We start from the raw sequence: 14,530 nt of genomic DNA, 5'->3' as shown, positions 1-14,530 counted from the left end.
TGTTTCAGCGTTCCGCGAACCGCCAGCGCAGGCCGGCCCACACGGTGCGGGGCGCGCCGGGGGCCTGGAAGGTGGCGTGCTGCAGCGGGTAGTCGCCCTCGGCGTTGGCCGGGAAGGGCCGCGCCTGGAAGTTGCCGTTGGCATCGAATCCGGTGGCGCCCAGCTGCGCCGCGGTGGTGTACCGGCGGTCGAACACGTTGTTCAACTGCACGAAGAAGTGCCAGGCCGCGCGGGGCGTGTAGTCGGCGCTGAGGTTGAGCACGGCGTAACCGCCGCTGCGGCCGCGGCCCAGGTAGTAGGCGCCATCGGGCCGGTGCCGGCCGTTCTCGTTGCCGCGTGCGATGGAGCCGCCCACGGCGGTAAGGTCGGCGCCCAGGCTCCAGGCGCCGTTCACCCGCCAGTCGGCAAACAGCTTGAGCAGGTGCTTCGGGATCAGCGGGATGCGGTCGCCGGGGCGGATGGTGATGGTGCCTTCGGTGCCGGGGTTGCCTTCCTCGGCTTCGCTGTTGCTGCTGTTGCTGCTGCCGTCCACCACCTCGGTGCTGCGGTAGGTGGCGTCCAGCCAGGTGTAGTTGGCGCCGATGGTCAGGTCGCGGCCCAGCGGCAGGCTGAGGCCGGCCTCCAGGCCCTGGCGGCGTGTCTTGCCGAAGTTGCGGAAGTAGCCGAAGCCGGCCTGGTCGTCGGCCACGAACAGGATGTCGTCGCGGTTGTCGGCCCGGAACACGCTCACATTCCAGGCGCCGCCGCCGGGCAGGCTGCCGCGCAGGCCGGCTTCCACGGTGCGGGTGACCACCTGATCCAAAGGTGGATCACCCGCCATCGCGTTGGGCAGCTTGCAGGGGTTGGCCGGGTCGGCGCAGCCCAGCTCGATGGCCGAGGGCGCGCGGCTGCCCTGGTTGAAGCCCAGGTAGGCATTGACCGTGGCGCTGGGCGAGAAGGTCAGGCCGATGGCCGGGTTGAAGCGCTTGAACACATGGTGGCCATCCAGCGAGCCGGGGCCGCCGCCGGGATGGATCGCGTCGCGCGTGGTGACCGTGCTGCGGTTGTAGCGGCCCGACAGGGTCAGGTGCATGTCGCGCGCCAGGCCGATGGTGTCGGTGGCAAACAGGCTCCAGGTGCGGGTCCTGGCACCGAGGTCTACGCGGGTGTCGTAGGGCTCGCCGTCCTCCTCGCCGCCGTTGATGCCGTCGCCGAAGGCGCCCACGCCCACCACGCCGCGGTCGGGCGTCAGGTAGCCCAGTTCGGAGCCCTGGTTGAACTGCACGCGGCTCCAGTCCAGCGCGCCGCCCAGGGCCAGCTGGTGCGCCATGCCGCCGAGCTCGCCGTCCCAGTTGAGCTGGCCCTGCAAGCCCCAATTGCGCTGCGTGGTGCGGGTGGTGTTGAGCACGCCGTTGCACTTCTCGGCCGGCTCGTCCGCCAGCAGCGCCTGCGCAATGCAGCGCCAGCGCGGAAACGGCGTGTTGGCCGCGCTCTCGCCACTGAGCGGGTAGCCGGTGTACCCCGCTTCCTCCAGCGCCTGCCGCTCTTCGGCATTGGGTTGGTAGAGCTGCTGGCCCAGCGCGTCGTCGTTGAGGTCGCCGTTGAGCGTGCCGGTGCGGATGCGCCGCCAATAGGCATTGCCCGAGAGCGAGAAGCCGTTGCCCAGCTGGTGGGTGGCGGTGAGGTTGAGCATCAGCGCGCGGTTGTGGGTCTCGTCGGGCTTGGTGTAGATGCTGCCGTAGTCGGCGGCCAGCAGGCGCTGCTCCTGCAGGCCGTTGCCGGTGAGGTCGTTGTCGGCCACCGCGGCGCCGAGGCTGATGCGGGTGTCGGCCGTGCGCAGCCCGAACTTGCCGAACAGCTGCCGCACGTCGCTGGGCGAGGCATCGCGCCAGCCGTCCTCCTTGAAGCGGTTGCCCGTCACGTACCAGTCGAAGCCGGTGGCGCCCTGGTGGCCGCCCGTCTCGAAGCTGAGCTGCCGCCGCGCATGCGAGCCCAGCACCAGCTCCACCGACGTGCCCGGATGCGTGGTGCCGTCCTTGGTCTGCACGCTGAGCGCGCCGCCCAGCGTGTTCAGGCCGAACAGCGGATTGCTGCCCGGCATCAGCGTGATGGTGTTGATGGCGGCCTTGGGGATCAGATCCCAGCTGACCACGTCACCGAAGGGCTGGTTGATGCGCACGCCGTCGACGTACACCGACAGCCCCTGCCCGGTGCCCAGCAGCGGCGAAGCGGTGAAGCCGCGGAAGTTGACGTCGGCCTGGAACGGGTTGTTCTGCACCTCGTTGATGTGCACCCCGCCCAGCGTGCGGTTCATGTAGTTGGTGAGGTCGGGCGCATGCCGCCGCTCGATGTCGGCCGCGCGACCGGTCTGCACATTGGCCGGCACCTCGTCGCGCGGCACGCCCAGGCCGGGCAGCGGGGTGACGCCGATGACGGTGACCTGGCCGGCGGTGGGGGTGGTGGGTTGGGCTTGCGCTTGCGGCAGGCCTGTCGCGCAGGCGGCCAGCGCCAGGAGCTTGGGCCAGCAGGTGCGGTGTCCGCGCATGTAGAAACTCCTCCGGTGTCGTGCCGGAGGAACTTAGGGCGCGCGGTCGCGGCGGGCCAGGGAAATCTTCCCGCTGGCCCGCCCCCGCCCTGCCCGGGCGGGTCAGCGCTTCACAGCGCGCCGTCGTCCCAGGGGCCGGTGATGGCGAAGGTGATGCCCGGCGTCTGCACGTTCACGAACAGCCACTCATGGTGGAAGGTGGCACCCGCGAATTCGCTGCCACGCCGGTCGCCGGTGAACACGCGGCCGGAAGGCCGGGTGTAGTTGCCGGTGGCATCGAAGTTCACGTTGTTGTGGCAGAACGGGAAGATCTTGCCGTCCAGCGTCAGGCCGCGCAGCGACTGCGGCTCGTTGTCGCCGTCCTCGCACAGGATGAGGCTGCCGCGTGGGCTCCAGGCGATGTTGTCGGGCATGTGCACGTCGGCCGCACGGCGCGACTCGTACACCAGCGTGAAAGTCTCGCGGCGCGGGTCGTAGGCGAAGATCTGGCCCGCATTGACGGTGCCGCCGCTGGTGGCGCACACATAGATCACGCCGTTGCCGTACCAGCAGCCTTCACCGCGCACCAGGCTGGCGCCGCCCTGCAGCAGGCCCTGCGCCACCACGCCGCCGTAGCTGGTGCCGGAGATGAACGGCTTGTTCGGCTCGGCGATGTCGACCCACTGCACGTCCCAGGTGGTGCCATCGGCAAAGCCCGCGCCGGTGTTGAAGAAGGCGATGGTCTGGCCCAGCGCGCTGATGCTGGCGTTGTTGGCCACCTTCAGCTTCATCATCTGCAGCCTGCCGCCGGCCGACGGGCGGCCCGGCACCTTGGGAATGAAGCGGTAGAAGCCGCTGGGGTTGGAGTCCTCGGTCTCGTAGATGATGCCGGTGACCGGATCGACCGCCACCGCCTCGTGGCTGAAGCAGCCCATGTCCAGCAGCGGTTGCGGGTTGGCCGTGCCGGCGGCCGGCACGTCGAAGCAGTAGCCGTGCTGCTTGCTGGCGCCGTTGTGCACGCCGTCGGAGGTCTCTTCGCAGGTGATCCAGGTGTTCCAGGGGTGGGGCCGCCGGCGCAGTTGCGGATGGTGCCGGACAGCGTGGCCCACGAGGACAGGAACCTCTTCTGCTTGGGCGCGAACACCAGGTTGGTGGTGCCGCCGTTGCACTTCGCGTCGTAGGTGATCTTGGGCGCGGCATAGGAGCCGGCGCTGCGGCTGCCCTGCTCATGGTTGCGCACCAGCACCAGCTTGTCGGCGTCGGAGGCCACCACGGCCATGCCGTCGTGCGCGCCTGGCGTGGCGATGCCGTCGCTCATCACGTCGCCGGTCCAGCCGAACGACCAGTAGCTGAAGCCGGCGGGCAGCTGCAGCAGCGGCAGGCCGGTGGACTGGTCGGCCACAGGAGCCAGCGGGCCGTAGTCGGGGCTGTAGGGCAGCTTGACGGCGTGGGCGGCGCCGGAGCCGAGGATGCCGAAGGGCATGCCGACGGCGGCCGCAGCGGCCACGCCGCTGCGCAGGAAGCCGCGGCGGCCATAGCTCCAGTGCGGGTCCATGTCGCGGCCGGTGTCGGCCTTCGCGAACTGGCGCATCACGTCGATGTGTTCGTCTTGGGTGCTCATGTCGTTTTCTCCTGGCAATCGGTGCTGGGTGGGTCGCGTGGCTTCAGCGGCGCTGGCGGCGCGCCGCGGCGCCCAGCAGCAGCAGGCCGCCGAGCATCAGGGCGTAGGTGCCGGGCTCCGGCACGGCGGCGGTGATCGTGTAGCCCAGGGCGCCCTGGCCCAGGCCATCGGCGTGGTCGGCGATGGCCAGCACGAAGGTGTCGGCGCCATACAGGTTGGCGAAGCGCACGGTGGCGGCCTGGCCCGGGCCGGCGGGCAGGAACTCGTCAGGGCCGTCGGCCATCGTCACATGCACGCTGGACGTGCCGGTGCGCAGATCGAGGTAGGCGGCAGTGTCGGCCTCGGTGCCGTAGAACACGGAGATCACCGGATCGAAGCTGGCATCGGTGGGCGTCACGGTGATGCTCACGTCGGCCAGGAAGGGCGCGCTGAACTGCCAGAAGGACCAGTTCGCGCCATCGGCGAAGGGGCCGCTTTCGGCGGCCACGGTGCCGGCGAAACTGCCGCTGGACAAGGTGCCTTGGTAGGTCACGGGCGCGGCTTGCACCGCTGCGGCCAGCAGCAGGCCGCCGGTGAGCGTGGCCCATCGGACAAGAGGTTTCATCGCAGGTTCCCAGGTTGGGGTTGCAGGCTTGGTGCTGCCGAGTGCAGCCATGGCACCGCGGCTGACCGCATCCTGGGGTGAGGGGATGAATGCAGCGTGACAGCGCGGGGGCCGAACGGCGGCGCCCGCGACGCTTCATCGCCCGGGTGGCCCCACGCCATGGTGGCTGCTTAGGGGGTCGAGCGTCATGGGCGCCTCGCTCGTCATCGTGCGGCATGCGCCGCAAAGCATTCGCAGTCTCGTCAGAGCGTAGGGGCCGAGGCAGACCAGGGCCGCACGGGGCTTCCACCAAACACCGCGTGCTGGCGACCTGACGGCGTGAACAGGCTGTAGAGCAGCCGGCTGGCCGTTGCACTGGCCTGGTCGAGCTGAGCCACATGAGCATCCGACAGCCGGATCTCGAGTGCAGTCATGTTGTCTTGGAGCTGCTCGATTTTGCTGACCCCCATCAAAGTCGACGTCACGCCCGGGCGTTGCACGACCCAGGCCAGCGCAACGCGCGCCGCCGATTCGCCGCACTCCGCGGCCACACGCTTGACGGCCTCCAGGATGGCCCAGTTTCGATCGGTGAACAGAGAATCGCCGAACGGGTTGGCGCCGTCCAGTCGCTTGTCGTCTGCAGGTCGCTCCGCGTCGGCCCTTGCGGCCTCCCGGGGCAAGCCGCCGTCACGCGGCGCGGCGGCTTCGACCGTCGTGCGGTCGTACTTCCCCGTCAGCAGGCCGAACGCGAGGGGACTCCAGGGCTGGATGGCCATGCCGAACTCAGCGGCGAGGGGCACGAACTCTTCTTCGATGTCGCGATTGACCAGCGAATAGAAGTATTGCAATGCGATCGGGGCGGGCTTCCCGCTTGCTGCCGCCAGAGTCGCAACCTGGGCGACGTACCAGGCCGGCGTGTTCGACAGGCCCCAATGACGCACCTTGCCGGCCTTGATGAGGTTGCTCATCGTCTCGAGCAGTTCATGGGCGGGCGTGACCGAGTCCCAGACGTGGACCCACAGCAAGTCCACGTAGTCGGTGCGCAGGCGCTTGAGCGAACCCTCCAGGGCAGCGCGAACGTGCTTGGCTCCGTTGCCGCCCATGTGCACACCTGGGCCCGTGGCAAATCCCGATTTGGTAGCGATGACGATGGAGTCGCGCGCCGCGCGGGCCGAGATGAATTGCCCGAGCATCTCTTCACTGCGCCCGCCCGAGTACACATCCGCGGTGTCGACGAAGTTTCCGCCAGCGTCGAGGTAGGCATCAAAGACTTCTCGCGATGCGCTGTCGCCTGATCCCCAGCGAGCGGTGCCGAAGGTCATGGTTCCCAGAGCCAAGGGCTGACGACCAGACCTGAGCGACCCAGCGTGCGGTATTGAGTGAGCGACATAGGCACTTCCTGCGGTTGGATGAACTGAGCATATGGGGCCGCCATCCAAAGATTGAGCCCACAAATCGGGATGATCCTTGAAGCCCGACTTCATAATGAGCCATGTCTCCGGACCTGCTTCCGCTCATCGCCGCGTTCGAGCGCGTCGCACACCATGCGAGCTTCACGCGCGCAGCCTCGGAACTCGGCGTTTCGCCGTCGGCGCTCTCCCAAAACCTGCGCACGCTGGAGAAGCGGCTCGGTGTACGCCTGCTCGATCGTTCGACCCGCCACGTCGGTGTCACCGAGATCGGCCAGCGCTTCCTGCTGAGCGCGCGCGATGGCTTGGCCACCCTGGCCACGGCCGTGGGAAGCCTGGACGAACTGCGCGACCAGCCCTCGGGCCTGCTGCGGCTGACGCTGTCGCGGACCGCGGCCGACCTGGTCGTGCTGCCGCACCTCACGCCCTTCCTCGAAGCCTATCCGGCGATCGTCCTGGAACTCGATTGCGACAACACACTGGTCGATCTCGTCGCCAACGGTTTCGATGCCGGCATCCGGCTTGGCGAGAATCTGGCGCAGGACGTGGTGGCGACACCGCTGGGAGGTGCGCAGCGCCTGGCCACCATCGCGGCACCGCGCTACCTGAAGGGACGCGCCGGGCCGCGCGTTCCGCAGGACCTGCTGCGGCATCGCTGCCTCAACGTGCGGCTCGGTGAAAGCCTGTATCGCTGGGAGTACGCGCGCGACGGACACAAGATCGACATCCAGGTGGGCGGCGCCCTCATCACGCGCGATGGCGACACGCTGCTCAGCGCCATTCGTTCGGGCGCCGGGATCGGTCAGGCGTTCGAGTCCCAGGTTCAAGACGACCTGGTTGCAGGCCGCCTCGTGCCCGTGCTCAAACCTTGGTGGCCGAAGTTTCCGGGGTTCTACCTTTATCACCCGAGCAGGGCGCACATACCTCGCAAGCTGAGCGCGTTCATTGACTTCTTCCGGCAACGACTGAACGCGGAACCGGCATGAAGGAAGTCGCTGGCTGAACTCCGTCAAGGGCAGTGGCGGCCGTGGCCACCGCCAGCGCCCCCACTGCGTGTGCGGTCGCGAGTGCGGCGCCGGACATCACAAGGTGGCGTCTGCCGATCATCGGATGCCCTGCCTCACTGCCCCAGGTGCCCCCGCGCCACCGCCCCGGCCTCGTCCTCGAAGATCGCCATCGCGGTGAGCAGCGAGCGAAAGCCGAATCGGCGATAGAAGTCTTCCTTGCCCGGCACCGCGTACAGGATGATCTTCTTGTGCCCGCGGCAGGCTTCCAGCAGCCGCTCCATCATCTCCCGGCCCAGGCCGGTGCCCTGGTGGCTGGGCATCACCGCCACGTCGCAGAGGTAGGCGCAATCGGCGCCGTCGGACAGCACGCGCCCGGCAGCCACGAGGCGGCCTTCGTCGTGGGCGAAGAAGGCGAAGCGGCTGTTGTTGAAGACGGTGCGCAGGTGCTCGGCGCTCTTGTTGCCCAGCGGCGCCACGCGGTAGAGGTGCTCGGCCTCCTGCCAGTCGACAGGGCCCGGGTCGGTGGTCCAGGTGAGGGGCATGGCGCTGCGGCTCCAGTGATCGTGGGCCGGGCATCTTAGGTGCCCCTCACACCCCCACCGGCCCCCCGATCACCCCATGCCGCAGCGCCAGGTGCGCCAGCGCGGCGCTGGTGCTCACGCCCAGCTTCTCCTTGATCACCGTCTGGTGATTGGCCACCGTCTTGGGGCTGAGCTTCAGGGCCTGCGCGCATTCGGTGGCGGAGGCGCCCTGGGCCAGCAGGCGGAAGATCTCGAACTCGCGCACGCTCAGGGCCGACAGGCCCTCGCCGGCGTCGCCGCGGCGGCTGGCGTCCAGCAGCCAGGCCGGCAGCTCGGGCGCCAGGTAGCGGTCGCCCGCGGCCAGCGTGCGCACCGCATGCACCAGGCTCTCGGGCGCGCTGGCCTTGGTGAGGAAGCCGCGGGCGCCGCTGTCCAGCGCCTGGCGCACCAGCGGCACGCTGTCGTGCATGCTGAACACCAGCACCCGCGCCTGCGGCGCGCGCCGCAGCACGCGGCGGATCAGGTCGAGCCCGCCGCCGCCGGGCATGGTGAGGTCGGTCACCAGCACGTCGGGCTGGTGCTGGATGAAGCCGGCATAGGCCGCATCCGCATCCGCGGCCTCGGCCACCACGCGGATGTCGGGCTCCAGCGCCAGCAGCCGCTGGTAGCCGCTGCGCACCACCGGATGGTCGTCGGCCAGCAGCACGTGGATCATGCGGCGTCCTTCATCAGGCCGGTGGGTGCCTCGGGCAGCTGCAGCTTGTCGGCCGGGATGTGCAGGTGCAGCTGCACGCCCGCCCCCAGCGCGGACACGATGCGCAGGCTGCCGCCCACCATGGCCGCCCGTTCACTGCAGCCCAGCAGGCCCAGGCCCTGGGTGCCGGCCCGTGTGTCCATGCCGATGCCGTCGTCGCGCAGGCTCAGGCGCAGCCCATGCCGGTCGTCCAGCTGCAGCAGCAGGCTCACCTTGGCGGCCTGTGCATGGCGCTGCGCATTGGTCAGCGATTCCTGCACGATGCGGTAGACGGTGATGTTCACCAGGTCGGGCAATGGCCGGGCCAGCCCTTCATGCTCGAAGGCGCAGGCCACGCCCACGCGGCGCGACCAGGCGCCGCACAGCGCCTGCAGCGCGGCCACCAGGCCCAGCGCATCCAGCTCGGCCGGGCGCAGCCGGCGCAGCAGGTCGCGCACCTGCTGGTACAGCGTCTGTGCGGCCAGGTCGGCGCGGGCGGCGGCGGCCAGCAGCGCCACGTCTTCCGCGCGGGCGCAGCGGCGCAGCAGCGCGGTTTCCACGCGGATGGCGCTGCAGCCCTGGCCCAGCTCGTCGTGCAGCTCGCGCGCCAGCGCCAGCCGCTCCCGCTCCTGCACGCCGATGAGCTGGTGCGCCAGCTCGCGGTTGTGCGCCAGCAGCGCGGCGGCGCGGTCCTCGGCCTGTCGGCGCAGGGCCAGCTCGGTGCGCACCTCCACCATGCGGCGGCGCGCATACCAGGCCAGGCCCAGGGCCAGCACCAGCACCGTCTGCGGCAGCTCGTCCAGCTCCCAGCGCTCGAAGCGGCCCAGCCAGGCCACCGCGCGCTCATGCAGTTCCAGCCACACCGACAGGCCGAAGCACGCGGCCGCCAGCGCCAGCACCGCATACAGGTCGCTGCGCCAGCGCGGCATGCGGCGCGGCTCAGCCACCGGTGCTCTCCCGCGCCAGGCCCAGGCGCTCGACGTTGATGCGCTCCTGCGCCAGCATCTCGCGGCAGGCGCGGGCGTAGTCGGCCGGGCCCAGGTAGTCCAGCTCCTGGTCGTACTTGGCGATCTCGTTGATGAACATCGGGTCGAACATCGCCTTGCGGAAGGCATCGTGCAGCGTGGCCACCACATGGCTGGGCAGGCCGCGCGGGCCCGCCAGCCCGTAGGGCGACTGGGCCACGATGTCGAAGCCCAGCTCGCGCAGCGTGGGCACCGTGGGCCAGCGCTTGGAGCGCTGCGCGGCGAAGGTGGCCAGCAGGCGCAGGCGGCCCGAGTCCACCGCTGGGCCGAAGCCGGTGGAGTTCACGCCCGCCATCACCTGGCCGGACGAGATGGCGTTGATCTGCTCGGCCGTGCCCTTGTAGGGCACGTGGATGTAGCGCAGCCCGCGGGCGGTGAACAGGCTTTCCAGCACCACGTGCGGCGTGGTGCCCACGCCGTTGGTGGCGATGCTCAGCTCCCCCGGCCGGGCGCGGGCAAAGGCGAACATGTCCTCCAGCGACTGCAGCAGGCTCCCGGCCTGTACCAGCACGCCGAAGGTCACGCCCGAGACCTGGATGATGGGCGTGGTGTCGCGCACCGGGTCCCACAGGACCTTGTGCGTGTGCGCCATGCGGAACACCGGGTACGGCAGCTGCGCGATGGTGTAGCCGTCGGGCGCGGCGCTCTGCAGGATGGGCATGGCCAGCGTGCCGCCGGCGCCGCCGCGGTTGTCGGTGATGACCGTCTGCCCCAGGTGGTGGCCGGCCAGCTCGGCCAGCACCCGCATCGAGATGTCCGTCGCGCCGCCCGCGGCCCAGGGCACCCACAGCGTGATGGGCCGTGACGGGAAGGTGGGCATGGCCGCCCGCACCGCGGACCAGGCGCCGCCGCCCAAGGCCCAACCGCCCGCACCGGCCAGCCAGCGGCGTCGATTCCAGCCTTTCATGCCGGGCCCCCACCACGCTTGGCCAGGCCGCCGAAGCCGCGCTGCGGGTCGTAGCCCCAGCAGGCCACGATGAAGAACACCGCCAGGCAGCCCAGCACCACGTAGGGCGCGGTGCCCGGGTCCTTGCCGTAGAGCGCGAAGCGGATCCACTCGATGGCATGGGTGAACGGATTGAAGCGCGCCAGCTGGTACACCCACTCGGCGCCCGATTCCTGCAGCTTCCACAGCGGGTAGAGCGCGGTGGACATGAAGTACATCGGGAAGATCACGAAGTTCATCGTGCCCGCGAAGTTCTCCAGCTGCTTGATGTGCACCGACAGCAGCAGGCCGAGCGCGCCCAGCATCAGCGCCCCGGCCAGCAGCGCCACCAGCGCATGCAGCCCGGCCCACGACAGCACCGGCAGGTCGGTGCCGATGAGCATGGCCACCACCACGAAGGCCAGCGCCTGCAGCACCGACAGCAGCGCCGTGGCGCACAGCTTGGAGAACAGCAGCCAGGGCCGCGGCAGCGGCGCGGTGAGCAGCAGCCGCATCAAGCCCATCTCGCGGTCGTACACCATGGCCAGCGACGACTGCATGCCGTTGAACAGCAGCACCATGCCCACCAGGCCGGGCGCGATGTAGACGTCGTAGGGGATGTAGGTGTCGTAGGGCTCGACGATGGCCACGCCGAACACGTTGCGGAAGCCCGCGGCGAACACCGCCAGCCACAGCAGCGGCCGCACCAGTGCGCTGACCAGGCGGCCGGTCTGCTGGCTGAACTTGAACAGCTCCCGCATCACGATGGCCTGCAAGGCCTGCAGCGAATGGATGACGACCCCTCGTCCGACGGGTACGTCGGCCGGTCCCCCGAGGGGACCCGGAGCTTCGTCCGAAGGGGCTGGATGCGTCATCGCGCCACCTTGCACAGCTTCTCGGGCGCATCGGCGCCCAGCGTGTCCAGCACATTGCTGGGGTGCAGCAGGCCTTCGATGGGCGCTTGCGCCACCACGCCCTGGCCATCGGTCAGCAGCAGGGGCTGGCGCAGCTGCCCGTCCCAGGGGCGGAAGCTGAGCTGTGTGCCCTTGGAACCGTCCAGCGCCAGCTTGCCCAGGCCCTGCGTCCAGGCCGCGGCCGTGGGCGCCTTGGCATTGGCGGGCTGCGCGGTGGCCAGGGCCACCAGGGCCTTGCCGGCCATCCAGGCGGCCCAGTCGTGCGCCGTCATCGGCCGCTGGTGGGCCTTGGCGAACCGGCGTGCCACCTGCGGTGCGCCATAGCGCTCGAACTGCGCATGCCAGGCCAGCGCCACCAGGCCGGCGTCGCCCACCACCGGGCGCGGCAGCACGGTGCGGTAGGGCAGGCCGCGGGCAAACTCGCCGTCGCTGTCCACCACCCACACCGCATCGTAGGTGGCGCCGCCGGTGAGCAGCAGCGGATTGGCCAGGTCGCGCTCACGCGGGTCGGCCGAGAGCTTGAAGGGCTTGGCCGCCACCACCTGCAACCCGTAGCGCTTGATGGAGGCCTGCGCGGTGGCCGCACGCTGCTGGTCGGCCGGCGTGGGGCCGGTGAGCAGCAACAGCTTGCTCCACTTGCGTGACACCAGCAGCTGCGCCAAAGCGTCGCTGCGCATGCGCTCGCTGGGCAGCAGGTGGTGCAGCCGCGCGCGGCAGTCCTGCTGGCGCAGCCGGTCGTCGGTGGCGCCCACGTTCAGCACCGGCAGCTTCACCGCGTCGGCCACGGCCAGCGTCCAGTCGGCGGGCAGGTCGGTCACCAGCACCGCGGCGCCGGCCTTCTCCGCGGCCTGCGCGGCGGCGCGCGCGGCTTCCAGCGTGCCGGCCTCGGTGGTGGCCAGCGCGATGTCGTGGCCGGCCGCATCCAGCTCGAAGCGGCCTTCCTCCAGCGCCACTTCCAGCCCCTGGCCGGCCGGGCCGGTGGGGTGGCCCAGGTAGGCCCGCTCGGCGCGCGTTCGCTCCAGCCGGGCGTCGTCCTGCGGCACGATCAGCGTGGCCTTGAGCGTGGCCGCGGCGACGCCGGTGGCCATCCCACAGGCCAGGCAGGCGGCAAGGGCCAGACGCTTCATTCGACGATCACCAGGCCATAGGGCACCCGCCCCACTGGAATGCTCTTGACGGCCTTGGCCGCGGCCACGTCCACCACCGTCACGTCGTCGCTCAGGCCGTTGACGACGTAGAGCCGCTGCCCGGCCTTGTCCAGCGTGACGTTCCACGCCCGCTTGCCCACCAGCACCAGGTCGGTCACCTTGCGCGCGGCCACGTCCACGAAGGCCACGTGGTTGGCCCGGCCCAGCGCCACGAAGGCCCGCTTGCCGTCCGCGCTCATCTGGATGCCCACCGGCGTGATGTCCTCGGCCCGCGCGCCCTTGACCTCGAACTTCAGCGTGTGCGTCACCTCGTGCGTGGCGGTGGACACGATGCTCACCGTCGCATCCAGCTCGTTGGTGATCCACAGCTGCTGGCCGTCGGGCGTGAAGGCCATGCGCCGCGGCCGCTTGCCGGCCTTGATGTTCTTGACGATCTTGCCGCTGGCCACGTCGATCGCATGCACGAGGTTGGCCACCTCGGAGGTGACGTACACCAGCTTGCCGTCGGCACTCACCTTCACACCCTCGGGCTCGCCGCCCACCTTCACCGACTTGAGCTTCTTGCCGCTGGCGAAGTCGATGAAGCTGGCCTCGCCGTCGTCCTCGTTCGACACGTAGATCGTCTTGCCGTCGGGCGAGAGGTCGAAGGCCTCCGGCTCGTCGCCCAGCGGAATGCGCCGCACCGACTTGTTGCTGGCCGGGTCGATCAGGTCGGCCGCATTGCTGTCGGTGCAGGCCACCAGCAGCTGGCGCTGCGGCGTGAGCATCATGTGGCGCCCTCGCTTGCAGGTGGCCACCGTGCCCTTGACGGTGAGCGTGCCCAGGTCGATCAGCGTCAGCGCGTCGTCCTTCTCGCTGGACACGTAGGCCGTGCCCTGCGCGGCAGCGCCGGCGCAGGCCAGGGCCAGCAGGCAGCCGGCGGCATGACGGAGAGGGAATGGCATGGGTGCGTGTCTCCTTGGAATGGGGTGGTGCGTCAGCCCGTCGTGCGCTGGATGAAGCCGGCTTCCAGCGTGGGCCCGCCCAGCGCCTGCGTCACCGCGGCGGGCGTGCCATCGGCCAGCAGGCTGCCCTTGTGCAGCACCAGCACGCGGTCGGCGGCCTGCGCTTCCTCCACCCAGTGGGTGGCCCACAGCACGCAGGTGCCGCGCTCGCGCACGTCCGCGCGGATGGCGGCCAGCAGGTCGCGGCGCGACCTGGGGTCCAGGCCCACGGTGGCCTCGTCCATCAGCATCACCGCGGGTTCGTGCAGCCAGGCCCGCACCAGCTCCACCTTGCGGCGGTTGCCGCCGGACAGCTCGCGCACCTTGCGCTGCAGGTCGGGCTCCAGGTTCAGCCGCGCACAGCCGGCCTCGATGCGCTGCAGCGCCAGCCTGCGCGGCAGGCCATGCAGGTCGGCCTGGAACAGCAGGTTGCGGCGGATGCTCAGGTCCAGGTCCAGCGACATCTGCTGGAACACCACGCCGATGTGGCGCAGCGCTGCGGTGGCCGCATGGCGCAGCGAATGGCCTGCCACCTCCACCTCGCCCTCGTCGGCCGCGAACAGGCCGGTGAGCACCTGGAACAACGTGGACTTGCCCGCGCCGTTGGGCCCCAGCAGGGCGGTGAACTGGCCGGCGCCCAATTGCATCGTCAGCGATTGCAGCGCGGCGTGCTTTCCATAACGCTTGGTGAGGCCTTGGGTACGGAGCATGGAGGGGACATCTGGTTCTGGCCTGCAGCCAGCAACTTCCGCGCCTTTGCGCGTCCGGCGGGGGCCACGGGCAGGCCATTCTGCGGCAAGCCACAGCCCTGCACTCTTGTTGCAACACTCTGCGCCAAAAATGCGGCCTGCACTGTCGCGGCCTGCGACGAAGCGGCAGCCGTGCTGCGCTGCGGCATCGGCCGCACCGGTCCCCGATGCACTCAGGGCTTTCCCCAGTCGGCACTTGCCTAGACAGGTGGATTAGCCGCCCTGCGGCCAATTGCAAGCCTGCAATTTCAGGGTTTCACCTAGCGCATCCGGCACCTGGGCCGCCACCGGCCCCGTGCGGCCCGTTGCAGGGCCCGGAGCCGGCGCACCGGTTGCCGGCGATGGGCATGGTTGTTGCGGACCAGCCTGCCTGCGTACCAGCATCGAAGGGCTTCGGTGGCGGACCTTC

Annotated in this window: 13 protein-coding genes and 1 pseudogene; 1 reads left to right on the top strand and 13 read right to left on the bottom strand. The window is 70.1% G+C overall.

The features are described from left to right. Positions 1-4: 4 nt before the first annotated feature. From LRS14_RS27605 to LRS14_RS27585, 5 genes and pseudogenes are all read right to left on the bottom strand, one after another. Positions 5-2,524, bottom strand: coding sequence for a TonB-dependent receptor (locus LRS14_RS27605; protein WP_257801875.1), 2,520 nt, complete (start codon positions 2,522-2,524; stop codon positions 5-7). A gap of 110 nt (positions 2,525-2,634) precedes the next feature. Continuing rightward, positions 2,635-3,522, bottom strand: a complete 888-nt coding sequence (locus LRS14_RS27600; protein WP_257801874.1) for a PhoX family protein — start codon at positions 3,520-3,522, stop codon at positions 2,635-2,637. Positions 3,523-3,650: 128 nt separating this feature from the next. Then, positions 3,651-3,986 (bottom strand): annotated as a pseudogene (locus tag LRS14_RS27595) (alkaline phosphatase PhoX); the annotation flags it as partial. Between the two features lie 181 nt (positions 3,987-4,167). Then, positions 4,168-4,728 carry a PEP-CTERM sorting domain-containing protein gene (locus LRS14_RS27590; protein WP_257801873.1) on the bottom strand — a complete coding sequence of 187 codons (561 nt, stop codon included), beginning with the start codon at positions 4,726-4,728 and terminating at the stop codon, positions 4,168-4,170. Positions 4,729-4,970: 242 nt separating this feature from the next. Next, positions 4,971-6,191 carry an aldo/keto reductase gene (locus tag LRS14_RS27585; protein ID WP_257801872.1) on the bottom strand — a complete coding sequence of 407 codons (1,221 nt, stop codon included), beginning with the start codon at positions 6,189-6,191 and terminating at the stop codon, positions 4,971-4,973. Positions 6,192-6,199: 8 nt separating this feature from the next. Here LRS14_RS27585 and LRS14_RS27580 point away from each other — a divergent pair, with 8 nt between their 5' ends. Continuing rightward, entirely contained in the window at positions 6,200-7,102 is a 903-nt protein-coding gene (locus LRS14_RS27580; RefSeq protein ID WP_257801871.1) for a LysR family transcriptional regulator, read from the top strand. Between the two features lie 134 nt (positions 7,103-7,236). On the opposite strand, the gene LRS14_RS27575 is transcribed toward LRS14_RS27580, so the two are convergent. From LRS14_RS27575 to LRS14_RS27540, 8 genes are read right to left on the bottom strand one after another with little or no spacing between them, the layout of a single operon-like run. Further along, a complete protein-coding gene (locus LRS14_RS27575; protein WP_257801870.1) occupies positions 7,237-7,665 on the bottom strand; it encodes a GNAT family N-acetyltransferase in 429 nt (142 codons plus the stop codon). A 46-nt stretch (positions 7,666-7,711) separates the two neighbouring features. After that, a complete protein-coding gene (locus LRS14_RS27570) occupies positions 7,712-8,359 on the bottom strand; it encodes a response regulator transcription factor (protein ID WP_046114835.1) in 648 nt (215 codons plus the stop codon). Beyond that, complete coding sequence (locus LRS14_RS27565; protein ID WP_257801869.1) at positions 8,356-9,324, bottom strand: sensor histidine kinase; 969 nt, start codon at positions 9,322-9,324, stop codon at positions 8,356-8,358. The genes LRS14_RS27570 and LRS14_RS27565 overlap by 4 nt, the downstream gene beginning before the upstream one ends. Further along, entirely contained in the window at positions 9,317-10,309 is a 993-nt protein-coding gene (locus LRS14_RS27560) for a tripartite tricarboxylate transporter substrate binding protein (protein WP_257801868.1), read from the bottom strand. Before LRS14_RS27560 ends, LRS14_RS27565 begins: the two co-directional genes overlap by 8 nt. Then, positions 10,306-11,202 carry an ABC transporter permease gene (locus LRS14_RS27555; protein ID WP_046114832.1) on the bottom strand — a complete coding sequence of 299 codons (897 nt, stop codon included), beginning with the start codon at positions 11,200-11,202 and terminating at the stop codon, positions 10,306-10,308. Before LRS14_RS27555 ends, LRS14_RS27560 begins: the two co-directional genes overlap by 4 nt. Next, positions 11,199-12,368 (bottom strand): branched-chain amino acid ABC transporter substrate-binding protein, encoded by a 1,170-nt coding sequence (locus LRS14_RS27550; protein ID WP_257801867.1) that lies wholly within the window; start codon positions 12,366-12,368, stop codon positions 11,199-11,201. Before LRS14_RS27550 ends, LRS14_RS27555 begins: the two co-directional genes overlap by 4 nt. Next, a complete protein-coding gene (locus LRS14_RS27545) occupies positions 12,365-13,333 on the bottom strand; it encodes a PQQ-dependent catabolism-associated beta-propeller protein (RefSeq protein ID WP_257801866.1) in 969 nt (322 codons plus the stop codon). The genes LRS14_RS27550 and LRS14_RS27545 overlap by 4 nt, the downstream gene beginning before the upstream one ends. A gap of 32 nt (positions 13,334-13,365) precedes the next feature. Next, complete coding sequence (locus LRS14_RS27540; RefSeq protein WP_046116180.1) at positions 13,366-14,082, bottom strand: ABC transporter ATP-binding protein; 717 nt, start codon at positions 14,080-14,082, stop codon at positions 13,366-13,368. Positions 14,083-14,530: the final 448 nt, after the last annotated feature.

It is taken from the genome of Aquincola sp. J276 (assembly GCF_024700035.1).
Lineage (GTDB): Bacteria > Pseudomonadota > Gammaproteobacteria > Burkholderiales > Burkholderiaceae_C > Aquincola > Aquincola tertiaricarbonis.
The sequence above is the reverse complement of the archived record's forward strand: the minus strand, read 5'-3'. Positions and strand labels throughout refer to the sequence as shown.

Excerpts from the sequence above, each read along its gene's own strand:
- LRS14_RS27605 (WP_257801875.1), bottom strand. The coding sequence starts at position 2,524 with ATGCGCGGACACCGCACCTGCTGGCCCAAGCTCCTGGCGCTGGCCGCC.
- LRS14_RS27590 (WP_257801873.1), bottom strand. The coding sequence starts at position 4,728 with ATGAAACCTCTTGTCCGATGGGCCACGCTCACCGGCGGCCTGCTGCTG.
- LRS14_RS27585 (WP_257801872.1), bottom strand. The coding sequence starts at position 6,191 with ATGAAGTCGGGCTTCAAGGATCATCCCGATTTGTGGGCTCAATCTTTG.
- LRS14_RS27580 (WP_257801871.1), top strand. The coding sequence starts at position 6,200 with ATGTCTCCGGACCTGCTTCCGCTCATCGCCGCGTTCGAGCGCGTCGCA.
- LRS14_RS27575 (WP_257801870.1), bottom strand. The coding sequence starts at position 7,665 with ATGCCCCTCACCTGGACCACCGACCCGGGCCCTGTCGACTGGCAGGAG.
- LRS14_RS27570 (WP_046114835.1), bottom strand. The coding sequence starts at position 8,359 with ATGATCCACGTGCTGCTGGCCGACGACCATCCGGTGGTGCGCAGCGGC.
- LRS14_RS27560 (WP_257801868.1), bottom strand. The coding sequence starts at position 10,309 with ATGAAAGGCTGGAATCGACGCCGCTGGCTGGCCGGTGCGGGCGGTTGG.
- LRS14_RS27555 (WP_046114832.1), bottom strand. The coding sequence starts at position 11,202 with ATGACGCATCCAGCCCCTTCGGACGAAGCTCCGGGTCCCCTCGGGGGA.
- LRS14_RS27550 (WP_257801867.1), bottom strand. The coding sequence starts at position 12,368 with ATGAAGCGTCTGGCCCTTGCCGCCTGCCTGGCCTGTGGGATGGCCACC.
- LRS14_RS27545 (WP_257801866.1), bottom strand. The coding sequence starts at position 13,333 with ATGCCATTCCCTCTCCGTCATGCCGCCGGCTGCCTGCTGGCCCTGGCC.
- LRS14_RS27540 (WP_046116180.1), bottom strand. The coding sequence starts at position 14,082 with ATGCTCCGTACCCAAGGCCTCACCAAGCGTTATGGAAAGCACGCCGCG.